The sequence below is a fragment of the Bradyrhizobium sp. Mp27 genome, from assembly GCF_029953005.1.
Classification (GTDB): Bacteria; Pseudomonadota; Alphaproteobacteria; order Rhizobiales; family Xanthobacteraceae; genus Bradyrhizobium; species Bradyrhizobium barranii.
Genome location: NZ_JASAUS010000003.1, coordinates 207,567 through 230,606 on the forward strand (window position 1 = coordinate 207,567; position 23,040 = coordinate 230,606).

17 protein-coding genes are annotated in these 23,040 nt (G+C 64.2%); 10 read left to right on the plus strand and 7 right to left on the minus strand.

The window, feature by feature from the left end:
* Positions 1-17: 17 nt before the first annotated feature.
* Both urtB and urtA read right to left on the minus strand, forming a co-directional pair.
* Positions 18-944 carry an urea ABC transporter permease subunit UrtB gene (urtB, locus tag QJT78_RS03880; RefSeq protein WP_014491162.1) on the minus strand — a complete coding sequence of 309 codons (927 nt, stop codon included), beginning with the start codon at positions 942-944 and terminating at the stop codon, positions 18-20.
* Positions 945-1,068: 124 nt separating this feature from the next.
* Positions 1,069-2,328 carry an urea ABC transporter substrate-binding protein gene (gene urtA, locus QJT78_RS03885; protein WP_028149118.1) on the minus strand — a complete coding sequence of 420 codons (1,260 nt, stop codon included), beginning with the start codon at positions 2,326-2,328 and terminating at the stop codon, positions 1,069-1,071.
* Between the two features lie 170 nt (positions 2,329-2,498).
* Between urtA and QJT78_RS03890 the strand changes: the two genes are divergently transcribed.
* Together QJT78_RS03890 and QJT78_RS03895 are read left to right on the plus strand one after the other, a co-directional pair.
* On the plus strand, positions 2,499-5,870 hold the full coding sequence (locus QJT78_RS03890) for an ATP-binding protein (protein ID WP_028149119.1): 3,372 nt from the start codon (positions 2,499-2,501) through the stop codon (positions 5,868-5,870).
* The gene (locus tag QJT78_RS03895; RefSeq protein ID WP_049807436.1) at positions 5,854-6,780 is read left to right on the plus strand and encodes a response regulator; all 927 of its coding nucleotides are present in this window, start codon (positions 5,854-5,856) and stop codon (positions 6,778-6,780) included. Before QJT78_RS03890 ends, QJT78_RS03895 begins: the two co-directional genes overlap by 17 nt.
* Positions 6,781-7,007: 227 nt before the next feature.
* On the opposite strand, the gene QJT78_RS03900 is transcribed toward QJT78_RS03895, so the two are convergent.
* Positions 7,008-8,510 carry an NAD(P)/FAD-dependent oxidoreductase gene (locus QJT78_RS03900; RefSeq protein ID WP_028149121.1) on the minus strand — a complete coding sequence of 501 codons (1,503 nt, stop codon included), beginning with the start codon at positions 8,508-8,510 and terminating at the stop codon, positions 7,008-7,010.
* 124 nt (positions 8,511-8,634) lie between these two features.
* A complete protein-coding gene (locus QJT78_RS03905; protein WP_028149122.1) occupies positions 8,635-9,393 on the minus strand; it encodes a trypsin-like serine protease in 759 nt (252 codons plus the stop codon).
* A gap of 108 nt (positions 9,394-9,501) precedes the next feature.
* Between QJT78_RS03905 and QJT78_RS03910 the strand changes: the two genes are divergently transcribed.
* Positions 9,502-10,137, plus strand: a complete 636-nt coding sequence (locus tag QJT78_RS03910) for an HAD-IA family hydrolase (RefSeq protein ID WP_028149123.1) — start codon at positions 9,502-9,504, stop codon at positions 10,135-10,137.
* 130 nt (positions 10,138-10,267) lie between these two features.
* On the opposite strand, the gene mtnA is transcribed toward QJT78_RS03910, so the two are convergent.
* From mtnA to QJT78_RS03925, 3 genes are all read right to left on the minus strand, one after another.
* Entirely contained in the window at positions 10,268-11,377 is a 1,110-nt protein-coding gene (mtnA, locus tag QJT78_RS03915) for an S-methyl-5-thioribose-1-phosphate isomerase (RefSeq protein WP_028149124.1), read from the minus strand.
* An 18-nt stretch (positions 11,378-11,395) separates the two neighbouring features.
* A complete protein-coding gene (locus QJT78_RS03920; protein WP_028149125.1) occupies positions 11,396-12,271 on the minus strand; it encodes an S-methyl-5'-thioadenosine phosphorylase in 876 nt (291 codons plus the stop codon).
* A 279-nt stretch (positions 12,272-12,550) separates the two neighbouring features.
* Positions 12,551-12,823, minus strand: a complete 273-nt coding sequence (locus QJT78_RS03925; protein ID WP_028149126.1) for a phosphopantetheine-binding protein — start codon at positions 12,821-12,823, stop codon at positions 12,551-12,553.
* 359 nt (positions 12,824-13,182) lie between these two features.
* On the opposite strand from QJT78_RS03925, the gene QJT78_RS03930 reads away from it, so the two are divergent.
* The 7 genes from QJT78_RS03930 to QJT78_RS03960 all read left to right on the plus strand — a co-directional run bounded on the left by QJT78_RS03930 (position 13,183) and on the right by QJT78_RS03960 (position 22,883).
* Positions 13,183-14,400: an acyl-CoA dehydrogenase family protein gene (locus tag QJT78_RS03930; protein ID WP_038952323.1), complete on the plus strand. Its 1,218-nt coding sequence runs from the start codon at positions 13,183-13,185 to the stop codon at positions 14,398-14,400.
* A gap of 65 nt (positions 14,401-14,465) precedes the next feature.
* Complete coding sequence (locus QJT78_RS03935) at positions 14,466-15,446, plus strand: amino acid--[acyl-carrier-protein] ligase (RefSeq protein WP_028149128.1); 981 nt, start codon at positions 14,466-14,468, stop codon at positions 15,444-15,446.
* Between the two features lie 95 nt (positions 15,447-15,541).
* Positions 15,542-16,417, plus strand: a complete 876-nt coding sequence (locus QJT78_RS03940) for a hypothetical protein (protein WP_028149129.1) — start codon at positions 15,542-15,544, stop codon at positions 16,415-16,417.
* 270 nt (positions 16,418-16,687) lie between these two features.
* A complete protein-coding gene (locus QJT78_RS03945) occupies positions 16,688-19,555 on the plus strand; it encodes a PAS-domain containing protein (RefSeq protein WP_212478727.1) in 2,868 nt (955 codons plus the stop codon).
* A gap of 205 nt (positions 19,556-19,760) precedes the next feature.
* Positions 19,761-20,735 (plus strand): tripartite tricarboxylate transporter substrate binding protein, encoded by a 975-nt coding sequence (locus QJT78_RS03950; RefSeq protein WP_028149131.1) that lies wholly within the window; start codon positions 19,761-19,763, stop codon positions 20,733-20,735.
* 149 nt (positions 20,736-20,884) lie between these two features.
* Positions 20,885-21,370 carry a tripartite tricarboxylate transporter TctB family protein gene (locus QJT78_RS03955; RefSeq protein WP_028149132.1) on the plus strand — a complete coding sequence of 162 codons (486 nt, stop codon included), beginning with the start codon at positions 20,885-20,887 and terminating at the stop codon, positions 21,368-21,370.
* A gap of 4 nt (positions 21,371-21,374) precedes the next feature.
* Positions 21,375-22,883, plus strand: coding sequence for a tripartite tricarboxylate transporter permease (locus tag QJT78_RS03960; RefSeq protein WP_028149133.1), 1,509 nt, complete (start codon positions 21,375-21,377; stop codon positions 22,881-22,883).
* Positions 22,884-23,040: the final 157 nt, after the last annotated feature.

The window sequence follows — 23,040 nt, forward strand, 5'->3', positions numbered from 1 at the left end:
GCATCAGCCCCAGTTTCTCACTTGCGGACCTTGAGGGCGAACAGCCCTTGCGGCCGCAGCATCAGGATTCCGACAACGGCGAGCAGCGTCAGCACTTTCGCCATCGAGCCCGACATGAAGAATTCGAGGGTGGATTGCGTCTGCGAGATCGAGAAGGCCGAGGCGATGGTGCCGATCAAACTGGCGGCGCCGCCGAACACGACCACCAGGAACGTATCGACGATGTAGAGCTGTCCGGAGGTTGGCCCGGTCGAGCCGATCATCGTAAAGGCGCTGCCGGCGACACCGGCGATGCCGCAACCGAGCCCGAAGGTGTAACGATCGACCTTTTCGGTATTGATGCCCACCGCGCCGGCCATGATGCGGTTCTGCACGACGGCGCGAACCTGGCGGCCCCAGCGCGACTTGTACATGACATAGGCGACGCCGATGGTGATCAGCACCGTAAGGCACATCACGAAGACGCCGTTGATCGGCACCTCGATGCTGTCGGTGACGTGCAGCGAGCCGAGCATCCATTGCGGCAGCTCGACGCCGACCTCGCGCGCGCCGAACACGGAGCGATAGGCCTGCTGCAGCATCAGGCTGAGGCCCCAGGTCGCCAACAGCGTGTCGAGCGGGCGCTTGTAGAGATGCCGTATCAGCACCCATTCCACCAGCATTCCCAGCGCGCCGGATGCGACGAAGGCCAGGATCATCGCCAGGAAGAAGTAGCCGCTGAACAGGCTCGGCAAATAGGCTTGGAAGAAATTCGACGTCATCCAGGTGACGTAGGCTCCGAGGATCATGAACTCGCCATGGGCCATGTTGATGACGCCCATCTGGCCGAAGATGATCGCAAGACCGAGCGCCATCAGGACGTAGACCGAGAACAGGATCAATCCCGCAAAACCCTGCATGACGAAGATGGAGCCAAGATCACCAAGCGAGTAGTCGCCGAACATCGATGTCCTCCGTCAGGGATAAGGTCCCGCGTCGCGAGCAGGTTCGCGACGCGGGGGTCTTGGGCGCGGATTTGCGGTCCACGCCAGGGAGAGGCTTGGGAGAAAGCGCGACAGATGCCGCGACTTACTGATAGCCCTTGGGGAACGGATCCGGCTCGACGAGATCGGCGGTCTCGTAGATCAGCTCGAACTGGCCATCGAGCTTGGCGCGTCCCACCCGGGTCTTCGACCAGAGGTGATGGTTTTCGTGGATGCGGACATAGCCTTCCGGCGCACCCTTGAACTCGACGCCCGGCGAGGCCGCCGCGATCTTGTCGACATCGAACGAGCCCGCCTTCTCCACCGTCAACTTCCACAGCCACGGGCCGAGATAGGCAGCCTGGGTGACGTCTCCGATCACGGTCTTCTCGCCCCACATTTTCTTGAATGCCGGCACGAAGGTCTTGTTGTTCGGATTGTCGAGCGACTGGAAGTACTTCATGCAGGCATAGGCGCCCGCGATGTTCTCGCCGCCGATGCCGTCGATCTCGTCTTCGGTCACCGAGATCGTCAGCAACGCCTGCTTGGAGAGATCGATGCCGGCAGCCTTGAGCTGCTTGTAGAACGCAACGTTCGAGCCGCCGACGACGTCGGTGAAGATCACGTCGGGCTTGGTCAGCTTGATCTTGTTGATGACCGAGTTGAACTGGGTGTTGCCGAGCGGATAATACTCCTCGCCGACGACCTTGCCTTTCAGCACGTTCTCGACGTGCTTGCGCGCGATCTTGTTCGAGGTGCGCGGCCAGATGTAGTCGGAGCCGATGAAGAAGAACGACTTGGCGCCCTTCTCCTTGGCGATCCAGTTCAGGCCGGCGAGAATCTGCTGGGTCGCCTCCTGGCCGGTGTAGATCACGTTCTTGGACTGCTCGAGGCCCTCATAGAAGGTCGGGTAATAGAGCATGCCGTTATACTGCTCCATGACCGGCAGCACCGCCTTGCGGGATGCCGAGGTCCAGCAGCCCATGATCGCCGCGACCTTGTCGTTGACGAGCAGCTTCTTGGCCTTCTCCGCAAAGGTCGGCCAATCGCTGGCACCGTCTTCCTGGATGAACTTGATCTTGCGCCCGAGCACGCCGCCCATGGCATTGATCTGCTCGATGGCGAGCTTTTCGGCCTCGATCGAGCCGGTCTCGGAGATGGCCATGGTGCCGGTCGCAGAGTGCAGGATGCCGACCGTCACCTCGGTGTCGGTGACCGCGAGGCCCGTGGTGTTGACCGCCGAGGTCGCCGGAGCCTGCGCGAAAGATGCCCTCGGCAGCATCGTGATGGCCGGCACGGCGGCCATTCCCATCAATAGTTTACGCCGGAGCGGCGATAACAGGCCCTTGTTTGCTTCGTCTGACATGAGCACCCCACTTTTGTTCGAGGACACGCGATTGGTGCCGTGAGGATGGCTCGAATTTGTGCAGCGCAAGCATACGCAAGATCGCGTATACTGCACCGCAAAATACCGACGTAGGCTTCTGGTACGGAAATTGCGAGAGCTCGGGGTCCGTATCGGGAGTGGGGTAACGAGTGGCAGGGCGGCAGCGAATAGACCGCGTCAGGCGCCAGTACAACCAGTGGGTCGCCAACCAGACGCTGGAAGACTACGCGCTGCGCTTCACCGCCAAGAGCGCGCGCCGCTGGTCTGCCGCCCGTGTCGCCAACACTGCACTCGGCGCCATCTCCTTCCTGGCGCTGGAAGCGATCGGCGGCACCATCACGCTGAACTACGGCGTCACCAACGCCAGCGCCGCGATCCTCGTCGTCTCCACCATCATCTTCTTCTGCGGCGTGCCGATTGCCTATTACGCAGCCAAATGCGGCATCGACATTGACCTGCTCACCCGCGGCGCCGGCTTCGGCTATATCGGCTCGACCGTCACCTCGCTGATCTACGCCTCCTTCACCTTCATCTTCTTCGCCATCGAGGCGGTGATCCTGGCAACGGCGCTGGAGATGTGCTTCGGCATTCCGCGCCCGATCGGCTACCTCATCAGCGCGGTGGCGATCATTCCGCTCGTGACCTACGGCATCACGCTGATCAGCCGCTTCCAGCTCTGGACGCAGCCGATCTGGATCATCCTGCACATCCTGCCCTTTGCCGCGATCGCCTGGGCCAACCCCTACTCGTTCACGGAGTGGCGCAAATTCGCCGGCGAGCACGGCGACCCGAGCGGACATTTCGATCTGCTGCTGTTCGGTGTCGCATCCTCCGTGGTGTTCTCGCTGGTGGCGCAGATCGGCGAGCAGGTCGACTTCCTACGGTTTCTGCCGCGCGACCGCCGCACGTCGCGAACGTCGTGGTGGATCGCGCTGCTGATCGCGGGGCCGGGCTGGATCATCTTCGGCGCACTGAAGTTGTTGCTGGGCTCCTTTCTCGCCTTCTTTGCGCTGAGCCACGGCCTCTCGGGCGAGCTGGCGGCCGAGCCCGCGCACATGTATCTCGAGGCGTTTCGCTACGTGCTGTCGCAGCCGGATCTGGCGCTGGCGCTCACCGGTACGTTCGTGATCCTGTCGCAGCTCAAGATCAACGTCACCAATGCCTATGCCGGCTCGATCGCCTGGTCGAACTTCTTCTCGCGTCTGACGCACAGCCATCCCGGCCGTGTGGTCTGGCTGGTGTTCAACGTGATGGTGGCGCTGCTGCTGATGGAGATCGGCGTCTACAAGGCGCTGGAGCAGACGCTGGCGCTCTATTCCAACGTCGCAATCGCCTGGGTCGGCGCGCTCGTCGCCGATCTCGTTGTCAACAAGCCGCTTGGCCTGCGCCCGCCGCAGATGGAGTTCAAGCGCGCCCATCTCTACGACATCAACCCGGTCGGCGTCGGCGCCATGACGATCGCGACCATCGTCTCGATCGCGGCGTTCTACGGCCTGTTCGGCCCGACCATGAAGGCGCTCGCCGCCTTCGTCGCGCTGACGGTCGCCTTCGTCACCGCGCCCGTCATCGCCTGGCTCACCGACGGAAAGTACTACATCGCGCGCAAGCCAAAGCGGAGCTGGGCCAATATCGAGTCGATCCAGTGCTGTATCTGCGAGCACAGTTTCGAGCCGGAGGACATGACGTCCTGCCCCGCTTACGCCGGCCCGATCTGCTCGCTGTGCTGCTCGCTCGATGCGCGCTGCCACGACCTCTGCAAGCCGCATGCGCGGGCGCAGGTGCAGTTCGCCGAAGCGCTCGGCAGGATTCTTCCCGAGCCGATCTACCGGCGGATCAACTCCCAGTTCGGCCACTATATCGGCGTGTTCGTGGTCTCCGCCGGCCTCGTCGCGCTGGTGCTGGGACTGATTTATCTTCAGACCTCGGCGAGCGTGCCCGGCGAAAATTTGCTCGTCTCGAACGTGCTCTGGAAGGTGTTCTTCTCGCTCAGCATCATCATCGGCGTGGTGGCCTGGCTGTTCGTGCTGGCGCAGCAGAGCCGCCGAGCCGCCGAGGCCGAGACACGGCGGCAGACGACGCTGCTGATCCAGGAGATCGACGCGCACAAGCGCACCGACGCCGAGCTCCAGCGCGCCAAGGAGGTCGCCGAATCCGCCAACCTCGCCAAGAGCCGCTACGTGGTGGGCCTGAGCCACGAGTTGCGCTCGCCGCTGAACGCGATCAGCGGCTATGCCCAGCTCCTGGAGCAGGACGCGACGCTCAACACCAAGCCGCGCGACCAGGTCCGCGTCGTTCGTCGCAGCGCCGATCACCTCTCCGGCCTGATCGACGGCATTCTGGATATTTCCAAGATCGAGGCGGGGCGGCTGTATCTGTCGCGCGACGAAGTGCGCCTGAGCGATTTCCTCGACCAGCTCGTCGGCATGTTCCGTCTTCAGGCGGCCGCCAAGGGCATCGACTTCGTGTTCAGGCGGCCCGCGCATTTGCCGGTCGTGGTCTACGCCGACGAGAAGCGGCTGCGCCAGGTGCTAATCAATCTGCTCTCCAACGCGATCAAGTTCACCCAGACCGGCAGCGTGCAGTTCGTCGTGCACTATCGCAGCCCCGTCGCCGAGTTCGAAGTGATCGACACCGGCCCCGGCATCCAGGGCGACGACCTCGAACGCATCTTTGCGCCCTTCGAGCGCGGCGCGCTCGGCGTCTCGCAGCCGCAGACCGGCACCGGGCTGGGCCTGACCATCAGCCGGCTGCTCGCCGGCGTCATGGGCGGCGACATCAAGGTCTTGAGCACGGTCGGCGCCGGGAGCACCTTCAAGGTCAAGATCCTGCTGTCGGAAGTCGCCAATCCGCTGCGCATCGCGCCGGTGGAGGCGCCGGTCTCCGGCTATCGGGGCGCGCGCAAGACCATCCTCATCACCGACGACGACCCCGTGCATCGCGACCTCCTGCGCGAGGTGCTGGCGCCGCTCGGCTTCATCCTGCTCAGCGCACCCGATGGACCAGGATGCCTCGCCCTGGCGCAACATTGCCGGCCCGACCTGTTCCTGCTCGACATCTCGATGCCCGCCATGGACGGCTGGGCCGTCGCAGAGGCCTTGCGCGCAAGTGGGCATCACCAGGCGCGCATCCTGATGGTGTCGGCGAGCGCGCTGGAGGCTCACGGCACGCCGCTGGCACAGCCCTTCCACGACGGCTATCTGATGAAGCCGATCGACATCCCGCGGCTGCTGGAGACGATCCGTCAGCTCCTGAAGATCGAATGGCAGTACGGCGCGGACCAGATCGCGGTGCCGTTCTGGCGGCCCGAGAGCGGATCAAGGCCACCGGTGCGGCACATCGAGGCGCTGATAGGGCTCGGCCAGATCGGCTACGTCAAGGGCATCCAGTTGAAGCTGGACGAGATCGGCAGCGAGCACCCCGAGCATGCCGACTTCGTCGCGGAAATGCGGTCGCTGGTCGATCGCTTCGATCTCGACCGGTACATGGCCACATTGAAGACGTTGCATGCGCATGAGCATTGAGTCGAGGAAGCGCGATGTCGCGCTCGTTGTCGATGACTCCCCGGAGACGCTGCGGCTCCTGACCGACGCGCTCGACGGCGCCGGGATGACGGTGATGGTGGCGCTCGACGGCGCGGCCGCGATGCGCATCGTCGACCAGATCACCCCCGACATCGTGCTGCTGGACGCCGTGATGCCGGGCATGGACGGATTCGAGACCTGCCGCCGCCTCAAGCGCGATGCGGGCGTTGCCAACGTGCCCGTGATCTTCATGACGGGCCTTGCCGAGACCGAGCACATCGTGCGTGGGCTGGAGGCCGGCGGCGTCGACTACGTGACAAAACCGATTGTGATCGAGGAGATGCTGGCGCGCATCCGCGTCCATCTCGGCAATGCCCGACTGACCCAGAGCGCGCGCGCCGCGCTCGACGTCTCCGGCCGCTTCCTGTTCGCGGTCAACCGCCAGGGTCATGTGCTCTGGGCCACCCCACAGGCGCAAAAACTGCTGGCCGATCATCATGGCGCGCAGACCGACGACTTCGTCCTGCCGCCATCACTCCTGCAATGGCTGGAGCAGGCGAAGGACAAGGGCAGCTCGAAGTCGCAGGCGGCTCCCCTGCCCGACAATCCGCAACTGCGGCTCTACTACATGGGCGAAACCGCACCGAACGAGTTCCTGCTGCGGCTGTCCAAGGAGTCCGGCACTGCGCTGCCGCCCGAATTCACCAGCGAGCTCGGCCTCACCACCCGCGAGGGCGAGGTGCTGGCCTGGCTCAGCAAGGGCAAGACCAACCGCGACATCGCGCAGATCCTGGGCTTGAGCCCGCGCACCGTCGACAAGCACCTGGAGCAGATCTACGCCAAGCTCGGCGTGGAGAACCGGACCGCGGCGGCGGCGATTGCAACGAATGCGACGAGGCGGAATTCGTAGCAGCAATGCAGATGAGTTGGTACGCCGTTCACCAACCAACAGTGTCGTCCCGGACAAGCGAAGCGCAGATCCGGGACCCATACCCACAGGGAGACGTTTGGCGAACTAGTTGTGGCGGGACTACCACCATCCGCAGTCGATAGATCACGCGGTATGGGTCCCCGCGTTCGCGGGGACGACAGCGGAGTGGGTCGTGATCGCTGCCGCCCCTTACATAAGCGAGACCCTCACCCGTAAATAAACGCCCCGTCGTCCAGATCCGTCTTCGGGATCTCGTCCTTCTCGGTCCAGTAATCCTGGCTGTGCTGCCATTCCGGCTTGTCACCACGCTTGGGCAGCAGGTTCATGTCGCGCATGATGTAGCCGGGATTGAAGTTTTCCGGGTCGATCCAAGGCAGGATCGGCATGTTGTGGTCCTCGGCACGGAGCTTGACCTCGACCTTCTTCGTGCCCTTGGCCTTCATATGGCCGAGCAGCCGGCAGACGAAATCGGCGACGAGGTCGACGCGCAGCGTCCAGCTCGCGCGGAAATAGCCGAACACCCAGACCATGTTCGGCACACCCGTGAACATCATGCCGCGATAGGTCACGGTGTCACCGAAGGCAAGCGGCTTGCCGTCGATCTCGAAGGCGATGTCACCGAGCGCCGCGAGATTGAAGCCGGTTGCGGTGACGACGATATCGGCCTCGAGCAGCTTGCCGGACTTGAGCTGGATGCCGTTCTCGACGAAACATTCGATCTCGTCGGTGACGACGGAGGCCTTGCCGCTGGCGATGCCCTTGAACAGGTCGGCATCGGGCACAAAGGCGATACGTTGCCGCCACGGCCGGTAGGCCGGCGTGAAGTGCGTCTCGACGTCGTAGTCTGGCCCGAGAACCGCGCGGATCTGGTCGATCAGATCCTTCTTCACCTGCTCCGGCTTGGCAATGCAGAGCTTGGTGAAAGCATCCTGCTCGAACAAGATTTTGCGGCGGACGATCTCGTGGATCCATTCCTCGTCGACCTGGAGCCGGCGCAGCTCCTCGGCGATCTCGATGGCGTTGCGGCCGAGCCGGAAATAGGTCGGCGAGCGCTGCAGCATGGTGACATGCGCACAGGCGTCGGCGATGTTCGGCACCAGCGTCGCCGCGGTCGCGCCGGAGCCGATCACGACGACCTTCTTGTTCGCGAGGTCGATATCGTCGGGCCAGCTCTGCGGATGGACGATGCGGCCCTTGAAGCGATCCATGCCCTTCCATTCCGGCGTGTAGCCTTCGGAATGGCGATAATAGCCCTGGCACATCCAGAGGAAGTTGGCGGTCAACGTTTTCGCCTCGCCGGTGTCGGTCGTCGTCGCCTCGATGGTCCAGAGATTTTGCTCGCTCGACCAACTCGCGGAATTGATCTGGTGCTTGTAGCGGATGTGCGGGGCGATATCGTTGTCTTCGATCACCTCGTTCATGTAGGCGAGGATTTCCTCGGCGGTCGCGATCGGCGGTCCGACCCAGGGCTTGAAACTGTAGCCGAAGGTATGGAGATCGCTGTCCGAGCGAATACCGGGATAACGATGCGTGCTCCACGTGCCGCCGAACGTCGCCTGCGTTTCCAGGATGACGTAGCTCGTGCCGGGAAGCTGCTTTTCGATGTGATAGGCGCTGCCGATGCCGGAGATGCCGGCACCGACGATCAGCACGTCGAAATGTTCAGAGGCCTGCTTGGTTGTGGCGTGACTGCGGACAGCGACATTCATTGTTGCTTCTATGCCTTGCTTGTTTTGTGGCCGCCCTTGACCGGACGGCGCGTTTCCTCCGCGACGGGCATGGTCGCCCATCGCGCTTCCACTTCAAAATGACATAGATCAATTCGCGGTCAAACTATAACGCCGCACCCCAGCTCCGCGCGGTCTGCAAAATCCAGTCGCGATAGAGCGTGAGCGGCGTGACGCCGGTCAATCCGCCGCAGCCGGCGGCGCCGTTCGGCCCCGTGGACCAGCTGATGACGCCGACAAGCACCGGACCGTTCGGCTTGTCCTCGAACACCGGACCGCCGGAATCGCCGGTGCAGGCGCCAATTCCGTCGCGAACACCGTTGGTTACGGGATCGACCAGCCGGATCTGGAACGTGCCGGGCTGGCCTGTGGCCACGAGCCCGGCAACGCGCGTCGCGCCGCCGCTCTTGCCGTCGCCACGCACGGTGACGCCGATACCGGCGATGACGAAGCGGCTGCCAACCTGGATTGGAATGGTCGGCGCACCGACCGACACCGTCGATTTTCCCTTGAGTGGAATTTCCAGTTGCAACAATGCCACGTCCGCGGTGGCGCGATGCGCCTGCATTGCCTGCATGTTGAAGTTCGGATGGATCGCGACGGAGCGCACGTTCAGCAATTGCGGCGCACCGTCGGCGCCGCGATCGACGATCTTGTAGTCCGCGCCGGGCTGCACACAGTGGGCAACCGTCAGCACGATCTTCGGGGCGATCAGGCTGCCGGTGCAGAAATTCCCACGCGAGCCGACGATGGTGACGACCGCTCGCGCGACACCATCGGCCTGCGGCGTGCCGCCGCCGACGATGGCGTGTGCGGGCGTGGCGAGCAGCAGCGCGGCTGCGATGAGGGTTGCAAGCTTCTTCATGGGAACACGCCTTGGCGTCGGCATCAATGACGGCAGGATTGCTTCGGACTGGCCCTTGCCGATAGCGCATGCTAGCGCTCTTGGAAAGGAATTGACGAGGGCGGGATCTTGACGATCGAGGCCGTGATCTTTGATTTTGGCGGCGTGCTGACGAGCTCGCCGTTCGAGGCGTTCGCGCGGTACGAGACCGAGCGCGGCCTGCCCGTCGACATCATCCGGCGCACCAACGCCACCAATCATCTGGAAAACGCCTGGGCCAAGTTCGAGCGGGCCGAGGTCGATATCGACACCTTCGACAAGCTTTTCGCCGAGGAATCGCGCGCGCTCGGCGCGGAGGTGCGCGGCCGCGACGTGCTGCCGCTGCTTCAGGGCGATCTGCGTCCCGAGATGGTCGAGGTGCTGAAGCGCATCAAGGCGCAATTCAAGACCGGCTGCATCACCAACAATCTGCCCGCCAACGCGATCGGCAGCATGACCGGGCGCTCGCTCTACATCGCGGAGGTGATGGTTCTGTTCGACCACGTCATCGAATCCGCCAAGATCGGCCTGCGCAAGCCCGACCCGCGCATCTACGAGATGATGGTGGAGACGCTGAAGGTCGACCCGAAGAAGTGCGTTTATCTCGACGACCTCGGCGTCAATCTAAAACCGGCGCGCGAGATGGGCATGACCACGATCAAGGTGACGAGTGGGGCGCAGGCGATTGCGGAGCTTGAGACGGCGACGGGGTTGAAGTTGCGCTAGGCGCCTCATAGTTGCGAGGCGCGAAGCCGTAGGGTGGGCAAAGCGAAGCGTGCCCACCAAAGCTCGCGCGGCGCGGAATAAAGATGGTGGGCACGGCGCGATGCGCCTTTGCCCACCCTACGAGAGTAAACTACTCCGCCGCGGCGGCGATCCGTTCAGGAAAGGCGGCGGCGAGTGACGCGCGATCCGGCTTCAGCACGCCGCGCTCCGTGATAAGACCAGTGACCAGCCGCGCCGGCGTCACGTCGAACGCGTAATTCGCGACCGGCGAGCCCTCCGGCACGATGCGCACCGTCTCCAGCCGGCCATCCGCGGTGCGGCCGGTCATGTCGGTCACCTCCGTGCCGCTGCGCTGCTCGATCGGAATGTCGCGGATGCCGTCATCAACGGCGAAATCGATCGTCGGCGACGGCAGCGCGACATAGAACGGCACGCCGTTGTCGTGCGCGGCAAGCGCCTTCAGATAGGTGCCGATCTTGTTGCAGACATCTCCGTTCGCCGCGACGCGATCAGTGCCGACGATAGCGAGGTCGACCATGCCGTGCTGCATCAGGTGTCCGCCGGTGTTGTCGGGGATCACGGTGTGCGCCACGCCGTGATGGCCGAGCTCCCAGGCCGTGAGCGAGGCGCCCTGATTGCGCGGACGCGTCTCATCGACCCAGACATGGATCTTGATGCCACGCTCATGCGCCAGATAGATCGGCGCCGTTGCGGTGCCCCAGTCGACGGTGGCGAGCCAGCCCGCATTGCAATGGGTCAGCACGTTGACCGTCTCGCCCGGCTTCTTCTTTACGACGATCGCCTCGATCAGCTTCAGGCCGTTGCCGGCGATGCCGCGGTTGATCTCGACGTCCTGCTCGACGATCTCGTCGGCGCGCGCGTAGGCCGCCTCCGCGCGCTCGACCGGATCGACCGGCGCGAGCGCCGTGCGCATCTCGTCCAGCGCCCATTTCAGATTGATCGCGGTCGGCCGCGCCACGACCAGCGTGTCATAGGCGCGCTTCAGGCCGGCGTCGGATGAGTCCTCGCGCATGGCGAGCGCCATGCCGTAGGCCGCGGTTGCACCGATCAACGGTGCGCCGCGCACCAGCATGTCGCGAATGGCGACCGCAGCGTCTTCGCATGAAGTCAGCTTCGCAACGACGAACTCATGCGGCAGCCGGCGCTGGTCGATCGCACCGACCGACCAGCCATCACGCTCGCGCCAGATGCTGCGGAAATGCTTGCCGTCAACCTTCATGGCATTCTGCCTTTCGTATCACGCCCGCAGGATGCGCCCGGCCACCGCATCGAGCTTCTTCAAGAGCTCCGGATCGCGCGCCTCGGGCGCGGTGATCAGCGCGGTGTCGAGCGCGCGGTCCGAACCGATCGGGCACGGCTCGTGCTCGCGCGGAAAGTCCCTCGCGAGCCGCGCCACCAGCGCCTTCGCCTTGTCGGCGTTCGACGTCAGCACGCGGATGATGTCCTGGACCGTGACGGCGTCGTGATCGGGATGCCAGCAGTCGAAATCCGTCACCATCGCGACCGTGGCGTAGCAGATCTCGGCCTCACGCGCGAGCTTTGCCTCGGGCATGTTGGTCATGCCGATCACGGAATAGCCCGATGTCTTGTAGGTCATGCTTTCCGCATAGGTGGAGAATTGCGGTCCCTCCATGCAGACATAGGTGCCGCCGCGCGCAAACGCGATGCCCTCGGCTTCAGCTGCCGCCGCAAGATGGATGCGCAGGCGCGGCGAGACCGGATGCGCCATCGACACATGCGCGACGCATCCCCTGCCGAAGAACGAGCTCTCGCGCTTGTGGGTGCGATCGACGAACTGGTCGACGAGAACGAAGGTGCCGGGTGGCAGCTCCTCCCTGAACGAGCCGCAGGCCGACAGCGAGATCAGGTCGGTGACGCCGGCCCGCTTCAGAACATCGATGTTGGCGCGATAATTGATGTCGGAGGGCGACAGCCGGTGACCCTTGTCGTGCCGCGGCAGGAACACGATCGGCAGGCCGGCAATCGAGCCGCGCCGCAGAGGGGCCGACGGCTCGCCCCAGGGGCTCTTGATCACTTCTTCGCGCGCGCCCTCGAGACCCGGCAGATCGTAGATGCCGGAGCCGCCGATGATGCCCAATACCGCCTGCGTCATGCCTACTCCACCCTGTCAGCTATGTGCGACATGGTTAAGCTATGCCAGTTTTGCGGCGGTTTTGGAACGGGGGCGGTGGGGCGATGCCGGTACTGTGAGGCTTGCAGAGTGCTCGCCTCACTCTCAGAGTCGTCGCCGCGAAAGCGGGGACCCATAGCCACAGGGCGCAGTTTGGCGAAGATTCGTCGTTCTGTACTGCGGCCTTCAACGATCGATAGATTCCGCGGTATGGGTCCCTGCGTTCGCAGGGACGACCCGGGGAGAGATAGGTACGTCTAGTTAGGCCGCCGCCGCCAGCTGGAGCTGGGTCGCGACCATCCGCTCCAGCGTCTCGACCGACTGGAAATTCTCCGGCGTGATCTCGGACTGCGGGATGGTGAAGTCGAACTCGGCTTCGACGCCGAGCATCAGATTGACCATGTCCATCGAGGTCAGGCCCGCATCGACGAGCTTCGCCTGTGGCGCGATGTTCGCGGTGAGCGAGTTCTGCTCGAGGATGCCCTTCACCAGCTTGATGATGCGATCGCGCACGTCGGTATCGAAGGCCTGCATCGGTAAATTCCCATCTGTCTATTCAACGGTCGGACCGGTTGCCGGCTACGATGGGCGCGACGGGCCGATCCCACAATGGGCGCCACCATTACTTCGCCTTTCTTAGTAAACGATGACTCGGATTGTCTGGAATTCCGGGTTCTTCCAGATCCCTAACGCGATCGCGGAATTGTCGGCGATGCAAACAACCCGAACTTAACTGTTCGTTCGGAATTGCGGTTTGTTTACCCTCTATTTCATCGACGAATTTGAATTAAATCCGTAGCCTCATCTCACAACTAAAGATGGTCGGAGGATCGCTTCAGCGGCATCGCGAATGATGCCGGCGATCCTGAACGGCAAACCGGAGGCGGACGAGTATGAACGTGCGTGAAGCAGTCCTCACTGTCGACGAAACGCAAACGAGCTTTCTCGAACACGGCCCCTCCCTCATCGAACGCGCCACCGGCACAGCCGCTGCGGCGGCGGCCGACGCGGACGGGGTCGATCGCGACGCCCGCTTCCCCCACAAGGCTTTCGAGGTCGCGCGTGAGCAGAAACTGCTCGGCGTCATGATCCCGGTCGAGTTCGGCGGCTTCGGTGCCTCGATCTACGACGTCACCGATATCTGCTACACGCTCGGGCGCGCCTGCGCCTCGACCGCGATGATCTACGCGATGCACACGACCAAGGTCGCCTGTGTCATCAGGCACGGCCACGGCATCCCCTGGATGGAAACGATGATGCGCCGGGTCGCCCGCGACCAGTGGCTGCTCGCCTCCTCCACCACCGAAGGTCAGAACGGCGGCAACATTCGCGCCAGCGCCGCGGCAGTCGACCACGCCGGCGACACAGTCTCTCTGGTGCGCGACGCCACCGTGATCTCCTACGGTGCGGAGGCCGACGGCCTCGTCACCATCGCCCGCCGCGCCACCGAGGCCGCCGCCTCCGACCAGGTTCTGCTGGCGCTCGCCAAGGACGATTATTCGCTGAAGCAGACGCAGGGCTGGGAGACGCTCGGCATGCGCGGCACCTGCTCGACCGGTTTCGAGCTGAAGGTCGATTGCCCGGCCGACCGCATCTTCCCGGAATCCTATGACAAGATCCATGCCCAGACCATGACGCCGTTCGCGCATCTGTGCTGGTCCTCGGCCTGGGCCGGCATCGCCGCCGCGGCCGTGACCCGTGCGCAGGCTTTCGTTCGCAAGGCGGCCCGCACCTCGGGCGGTCAGATGCCGCCGGCCGCGGCGCATTTCACGGCCGCGAAGATGTCGCTGGCCAAGCTGCGCGCGCTGATCGCAGCCAATGTCGACACCTTTGCCTGCGCCGAGCATGACGAGCGCGCGCTGAGCTCGCTCGATTTCCAATCCTCGATCACGCTGTTGAAGGTGCAGGCCTCCGAGCTCGCGGTCGAGACCGTGATGCATGCGATGCGCACCGCGGGCCTTTCCGGCTACCGCAACGACGGCGAGTTCACCATGGGCCGCCACCTGCGCGACGTGCTGTCCTCGCCGATCATGATCAACAACGACCGCATTCTCGCCAACGCCGCCACGTCGACGCTGATGAGCGGCATTCCAGCAAGCCTTCGAGACTAGAAAGCCTTCGCGACTGACGTGCCTTTCGGCCAAAAAGAACAATTTCAGATAGCAGGAAGTCGAACATGAACATTGCTGTTCTCCCCAGCTCGCCCGAGACCGCGCCGCAAATCGCAGATCCGCTCGATCATCTCGCCGACAAGCTGTTCCACCCCATGGGCTCGGACGGCGTCTACGCCCGCACCGCGCTCTATGAGGGCGTCGTCGAGCGTCTCGCCGCGCTGATCACGAACCATCGCGAGGCCGGCACCGAGGTCATGCGCTTTCCGCCGGTGATGAGCCGGGCCCAGCTCGAGAAATCCGGCTATCTCAAGAGCTTTCCGAACCTGCTGGGCTGCGTTTGCGGCCTGCACGGCACCGAACGCGAGATCAACGCGGCGGTGAGCCGCTTCGACGCCGGCGGCGACTGGACTTCATCGCTCTCGCCGGCCGACCTCGTGCTGTCACCCGCCGCCTGCTACCCGGTCTATCCGATCGCGGCGAGCCGCGGACCTTTGCCGAAGGGCGGCCTGCGCTTCGACGTCGCCGCCGACTGCTTCCGCCGTGAGCCGTCGAAACATCTCGACCGGCTGCAATCGTTCCGGATGCGCGAATATGTCTGCATCGGCAGCCCCGACGACGTCGCCGATTTCCGCGAGCGCTGGATGGTGCGCGCGCAGGCGATTGCCCGCGACCTCGGCCTGACCTTCCGCGTCGACTATGCCAGCGACCCCTTCTTCGGTCGCGTCGGCCAGATCAAGGCGGTCAGCCAGAAGCAGCAGCAGCTCAAGTTCGAGCTCCTGATCCCGCTCCGCTCGGAGGATCAGCCGACCGCCTGCATGAGCTTCAACTATCACCGCGAGCATTTCGGCACGACCTGGGGCATCCAGGACGCCAATGGCGAACCGGCCCACACCGGCTGCGTCGCCTTCGGCATGGACCGCCTGGCCGTCGCCATGTTCCACACCCACGGCACCGATCTCGCCGCCTGGCCCGCCAACGTGCGGGAGATCATGGGCATGCAGCCGTTAGCCACGGCCGATGCCCATGGTGAAGGCTGGCGCTAGAGCGTGATCCGGAAAACTGCGGGGCGGTTTTCCGAAAAGATCGTGCTGAAACGATAGAGCGAACGAGGCCTCCCATTTCCACGGGTAAAACGAGCGTGATCCACACCAAGGTCCGATGCCGCGAGATCACCGAGGCCGACGTCGAAGCGGTCGCGGACCTGCTGACGCGCGGCTTCGTCGGCCGCTCGCGCAATTACTGGATTCAGGGTCTGCGCCGGCAGGCCTTCCGGCCCGTGCCGGAGGGCTACCCGCGCTTCGGCTACATGCTCGACAATGACGGCGCGCCCGTCGGCGTGTTGCTGCTGATCTACACGGCGCGAAAGCACGGCGAAGAGACCGGCATCCAGTGCAATTTGTCGAGCTGGTATGTCGATCCGGCCTACCGCAACTACGCCCCGCTGCTGACCAAGATCGCGCAGCGGCACAAGGATGTCACCTATCTCAACATCAGCCCGGCGCCGTGGACCTGGCCGATCATCGAGACGCAGGGCTTTCGTGCCTATTGCCACGGCATCTTCTTCTCCGTGCCCGCACTCGCGCGCCCTCCGCGCTGGAGCAAGATCGAGGTCATCTCGCAGCACGCCAAGGCGATCGAGGGGCTGACCAACGACGAGACGCAGCTCCTCACGCGGCATGCCCGCTACAATTGCCTCAGCCTGGTCTGCCGCACGCCGAAGGGGACGTTCCCCTTCATCCTGCAGCCGGTGCGCATCCGCCGCGGCTTCATCGCGCCGCCCGCGATGAAGCTGATCTATTGCCGCAGCGCCGCCGAATACGCCGCCTGCGCAGGCCGCATCGGCCGGCTGCTGCTGCGACTCGGCAAGATCTCGGTGGCGATCGATTCCAATGGCCCGATTCCCGGCCTCGCCGGCATCTACACCGAGCGGCGCGGCCGTAAATATTTCAAGGGTCCGCACCGGCCGCAGCTCGGCGACCTCACGGACACCGAACTCGTGCTGTACGGGCCGTAGGGGACGCTCGGGCCCAACATCCGCTGTCGTCCCTGCCTAGTGCGCAATTGCGCACGGGCGCAGGGACGACAGCGGAGTTTGTCGTGCGCTTACGGCCAACTCTGGCTTGCAGATATCTCGGCATTCGCGCGCTTGGCGCACGCCGCTCCGCATCCCCGGTCACCCTCCGTAAACTACGGCGCTTAAGGGAATTTTCCCGCCTCTTCGTTACCCTCCGCGGTTGAATTACATTGCGTTAGGTCTATTGCCCGCCGAGACCCTGTCGATCCCATGACGTCGCCCCGCGACAACGAACTTGGTGCACGCCGCGAACAGGGCCCGCAGGCCCTGGTCTCGCTGAGCCAGCTCGCGCTCGATCACATGGAGCAGGGTGTCTGCGTCTACGATGCCGACAACCGGATCGTGCTGATCAACCAGAGCTATCTGTCGCTGTTCGACATGTCGGCCGACATCGTGCATGTCGGCACGAGCTACCGCGAAGTGCTCGCGCACAGCGCGGCGCGCGGCAACTTTCCGCAACACGAGATCGACGCGCTGTATACGAAGCGGATCGCGCAGATCGCAGGCGGGAAGCCGTTCCGCACGGAGCAGCAACTGGCGAGCGGACTCGTCATGGCGCTCGAGCTGAAGCCGCTTCCCGGCGGCGGCTGGATGACGATCTGCGATGACGTCAGCCGCCTCGCCCGGCTCGAGGCAGAATTGCGCGTGCAGACGGAGCGCAGCCAGCATGCGCTCGCGAACATGTCGCACGGCCTCATCATGTACGATGCCGACAGCCGTGTCGTCGTCTGCAACGAGCGGTTCCTGAACCTCTACAATCTCGACCCCCAAATCGTGAAACCGGGCGTCACGCACAACACGGTCATCGAACACTGGCTGTCGCGCGGCAACCTGCCGGGCATGCCGATTGACGAATTCCGCCACACGCGCCTGGGGGACGTGCGCGCCAGGAAAGCGAAGACCCTGCTGGTGATGCGCTATGACGGCCGGATGGTGCAGGCGGTCTCCCGCTTCCTGCCCGACGGCGGCTGGGTGACGGTGCATGAGGACGTCACCGAGCGGCTGCAGTACGAAGAAGCGCTGCGCCAGCAGAACTTCATCCTCGATGCGGCGCTGGAGAACATGGCGCACGGGCTCGCCTTCTACGACAGCGACATGCGCCTGCGCGTCTGCAACACCACCTACCGCAAGATCTACCGGCTGTCGCCGGAGGAAACCAGGCCTGGCACGCATCTCGGCGAGCTGATCGAGCGGTCGATGGTGAACGGGGCGTTCGCGTCCGAATACAGTCCGCAACAGCTGCTGGAAGCCGCCAGCGCGAGGATCGCGAACCACGATTCCTCGCCGATGCGCCGGCGCATGTCGAACGACACCGTGGTCTCGGTCCGCTACTGCGCGCTGCCCGAGGGCGGCTTCGTCGCCACCTACGAGGACATCACCGACCGCGAACGCGCGATCGAAGAGCTGAGCGAGCAGTATCGCCGCTTCGACGCCGCGCTGAACAACATGAGCCAGGGCCTGTGCATGCTCGATTCGAGCCTGCGCGTGATCGTCTGCAATCGGCGCTACATCGAGATGTATGGGCTGTCGCCCGACATCGTGAAGCCCGGCGTCTCGATGCGCGAGATCATGCAGCATAGCTGCGATCTCGGCATCCATCCGAACACGACCGCCGCGAAGATCTATGCCGACTATGTCGAGAGGCTGCGCGAGGGCGAACACACGCTGCACCGCCATCTGAATGACGGCCGCATCATCAAGCTCAATCACAAGCGAATGGAGCATGGCGGCTGGGTCGTCACCTATGAGGACGTCACCGAGCGTCACAAGGCCCAGGCCCGCGTGGCGCACATGGCGCAGCACGATTCACTGACCGACCTGCCCAACCGCACGCTGTTTCGCGATAAGATGGGCGAGGGACTGAACCAGGTCGCGATCGCCGGCGGTGCGATGGCCGTGCTGTGCTTCGACCTCGATAATTTCAAGACCGTCAACGACCGCCTCGGCCACGCCGCCGGCGATCGGCTCCTGCGCTGGGTCGCGGCGCGGCTGAAGGAGAATGTCGGCGAGCATGACACCGTCGCCCGCCTCGGCGGCGACGAGTTCGCCGTTCTCCAGCGCGGACCGCAGCCGCAATCGGCGGAACGGCTCGCCCGTCGCCTGGTCGAGATCATCGGCCACCCGCCGCCGCTGGAAAGCCAGTCGATCCATGTCGGCGTTTCCGTCGGCATCGCGATCGCGCCCGATCACGGGCTCGATGCCGACGAGCTGATGAAATGCGCCGACCTCGCTCTGTACCAGGCCAAGGCCAAGGGACGCGGCGCCTACCAGCTGTTCGAGCCCGAGATGGAGGAAGAGGCGCGCAGCCGGCACGTGCTGGAGCACGATCTGCGCAGCGCGCTGGAAGCCGGCGAATTCCACCTGGTGTTCCAGCCGCAGGTGCGGCTCGACACGTCTGAGCTCACCGGCTTCGAGGCGCTGCTGCGCTGGAAGCATCCGTCACGCGGCATGGTCTCGCCGGCCGAGTTCATTCCGATCGCCGAGGAAACCGGCCTGATCGTGCCGATCGGCGAATGGGTGCTGCGCACGGCCTGCGCGACCGCGGCATCCTGGCCCGATGTCACTGTCGCGGTCAATTTATCGCCGGTGCAGTTCCGCTCGCGCGGACTGGTAGCGATGGTCACGAGCGCGCTCGCGGAAGCCGGCCTGCCGCCGCAGCGGCTCGAGCTCGAGGTCACCGAGACGGCGCTGCTCGACGACAGCGAGGCGACGATCGAGATCCTGCACCAGCTCCGCGCGCTTGGCGTGCGCGTCAGCCTCGACGATTTCGGCGTCGGCTATTCCTCGCTGAGCTATTTGCGCAAGTTTCCGTTCGACCGCATCAAGATCGACCGTTCCTTCGTCGGCACGCTCGGCGAAAGCCCGGAGAGCGTCGCCATCGTCCGCACCATCGCCAGCCTCGGCTCCGTGCTCGGCGTCGAGACCACGGCGGAAGGTGTGGAGACGATCGAGCAGCTCGACTTCGTCCGCGAATGCGGCTGCACCGCAGTCCAGGGCTATTATTTCGGCAGGCCGTGCCCGGCGGCCGAGGTCGGACGCACCATCGAGACGCTGAACGCGGTTCGGCGCGTAGCGTAAGGGCTTCGGTCCGCCCCAAATTCCGCCACTCGGCACACGTCCAAACGACCAATTGTCGCACGTGCTTTTTCCGGCGGGATCGCCGTCCCGTCCCCCGCGGGCAGTCCGCGCAATACGCTTTTCTTCTCCCATGATTTCAGGGACAATCCTGTCACAACAACGAGAAACGGCGGTCCAACGAGGCCGCCGCGAGGGAGGAGTTTGGATGTCGCGATACGGGCTGAAGACGATTGCCTTTGCCGCCATGCATGTCGTGGGCGCGCTGCTCGCGACCGCCGCCGGTGCACAGGACTATCCCGTCAAACCCATCACGCTGATCGTGCCCTGGCCGGCCGGCGGATCAACCGACATCTCCATGCGCGCGATCGCCGACAGCGCCTCGAAAGTGCTGGGGCAGCCGATCGTGATCGACAACAAGGCCGGCGGCGGCGGCACGGTGGGACCCGCGACCATGGCGGCGGCCGCGAAGCCGGACGGCTATACCATCTCACAGCTCCCCATTACCGTTTTCCGTCTGCCCCTGATGCAGGAAGTGTCCTGGGATCCGTCAAAGGACTTTTCCTACATCATTCACCTCACCGGCTATACGTTCGGCGTGACCACCAGCGCGGAGTCGCAGTTCAAGTCCTGGAAGGACGTCGTCGAGTTCGCGAAGGCAAATCCTGGCAAGGTGACCTACGCGACGCCTGGCACCGGCACATCACTGCACATCGGCATGGAGCAGATCGCGGCGATGTCCGGCATCAAGCTGACGCAGGTGCCGTTCAAGGGCGGCGCCGAGACCAACGCCGCCGTGCTCGGCCAGCACACCATGCTGCAGGCCGACTCCACCGGCTGGCGGCCGCTGGTCGACGCCGGCAAGTTGCGATTGCTGATGGTGTGGACCGGCGCACGGTCGCCCAACTATCCTGACGTGCCGACGCTGAAGGAGCTCGGCTATCCCATGGTCTACGATTCTCCGTTCGGCATCGCCGGCCCGAAGGGCATGGATCCAAAAATCGTCGCCAAGCTGCACGATGCCTTCAAGAAGGCGGTCGAGGACCCCGCGGTAATCGCGACGCTGGCCAAATACGACATGGTGCCGAATTACAAGAACACCGAGGACTACAAGAAATTCGTCATCGAGGTCACGGATTCCGAGCGCAAGGTGATCGACACGCTCGGGCTTGCGAAGAAGTAGAGTTCTGCTGCCACACATGCTGGCGTCATCCTGAGGCGCGAGCCGCGTTTGCGGCTCGCCTCGAAGGATGGATCGGGGCACCGCCGCCCTTCGAGGGCCGCTGAAGAAGCGGCCACCTCAGGGTGACGGTGATCTAAAGGGCGCTTCACATGAACAACGACACCAACGTCAAACTCCGCCTCGACAACTCCGAACTGTGGGGCGGGTTGATCGGGCTCGCGCTCGGCGGCTTCGTGATCTGGTCGGGGCTGAAGCTGAAGCTCGGCACCATCAACGATCCCGGCTCTGGCTACGTGCTGTTCTACACGGGCATCCTGATGTGCGTGTTCGCCGGCTCCATCATCATCTCTGCGATCACCGAGGGCGGGCCGACGCTGGCCTCGCGCTGGGAGAATGTGCGCTGGAGCAAGCCGCTGCTCGTCATCGCCTGCCTCACCGCGTTCTCGTTCGCACTGGAGCCGCTAGGATTTTTGCTCTCGTCAATCCCGTTGATGCTGCTGCTGTTGCGCCTGATCGATCCCGTGCGCTGGACGCTTGCGATCCCGGTCGCCCTGCTAGTGCCATCAGGCATGTGGTGGGTGCTGAAGCGCTTGCTGCTGATCCAACTGCCTTCTGGCCTATTCGGGATCGGCTGACCGCATGGATACGCTTCTCAACGTCGCGCATGGGTTTGGCGTCGCGCTGCTGCCGATCAATCTGCTCTATTGCTTCATCGGCGTCTTCATCGGCACGCTGGTCGGGGTGCTGCCCGGCATCGGGCCGATCTCGGCGATGTCGCTGCTGCTGCCCGTGACGCTGTCGGGCACGCCGGAATCCGGCATCATCATGATGGCCGGCATCTATTACGGCTCGATGTATGGCGGCTCGACCACCTCGATCCTGGTCAATATCCCCGGCGAAGCCGCCTCCGTCGTCACCTGCATCGACGGCCACCAGATGGCGAAGCAGGGTCGCGCGGGCCCGGCGCTCGGCATCTCCGCGTTCGGCTCCTTCATCGCCGGCACGTTTGCGCTGGTCGCACTGATGCTGGTGGCGCCACGACTTGCCGGCATCGCGATCGCGTTCGGCCCGGCCGAGTATTTCAGTCTGATGGTGCTCGGCCTCGTGGTGCTCACCTTCCTGACCCAGGGCTCGATGCCGAAGGCGCTTTTGATGGCGTGCATTGGCGTCGTGCTCGGACTGATCGGGCTCGACAGCATCACGGCGCAGCCGCGGCTGACATTCGGCCGCATGGAGCTGATCGACGGTATCGGTCTCGTGCCCGTCGTGATGGGCCTGTTCGGCGTCGCCGAGGTACTGCTCAACACCGAGCAGGCGATCAAGCGCGACATCATCAACGCCAAGATTACGCAGCTGTTGCCCAACAAGGCCGATTGGCAGGCGAGCGCCGGCCCGGTGGCGCGCGGCACGCTGCTCGGCTTTTTACTCGGCATCCTGCCGGGCGGCGGCGCGGTGGTGGCCTCGTTCGCCTCCTACGCGCTGGAGAAGCGGCTATCGAAATCACCAGAGCGTTTTGGCCATGGCGCGATCGAGGGTGTCGCAGGCCCCGAGTCCGCCAACAACGCGGCGGCCGGCGGCGCCTTCATTCCGCTGATGACCTTGGGCATCCCGCCGAACGTGGTGATGGCGCTGCTGTTAGGAGCCTTCGTGATCCACGGCCTCCAGCCGGGGCCGCTGCTGATCACGCAAAACCCCGGCCTGTTCTGGGGCATCGTCGCCAGCATGTATATCGGCAACGTCATGCTGCTGATCCTCAATCTGCCGATGATCGGCATGTGGGTGCAGCTCTTGAAGCTGCCCTACAACATCCTGTTCCCCCTGATCATCCTGTTCACGATTCTCGGCGTGTACTGTTCGAGCAACAACGTGTTCGACGTCTATGTGATGATCGCGTTCGGCATCATCGGCTATTTCATGCGCAAGCTCGGCTACGAACCGGCGCCGCTGGTGCTGGCGTTCGTGCTCGGGCCGATGCTGGAAAACAATCTGCGAAAATCGCTGATCCTGTCGCAGGGCGATCTCTGGACCTTCGTGCAGCGGCCGATCTCGGCGACGTGCCTTGCGCTGGCGATGGTGCTGCTGATCGCGCCCCTGTTGCCCGCACTGCGCAAAAAGCGCGAGCTGGTAGCGCTGGACGAGGGGGCGTGAGGAAATCTGCAGTCTCGTAGGGTGGGCAAAGGCGCGCTTGCGCCGTGCCCACCAACCGCGTGACGCGAACGGCGGGCACGCTTCGCCGCCCCTACGACTCGGCGTCGAGACCACCGATCGAACAGCTCAACTTCGTGCGCGAATGCGGCTGCACCGC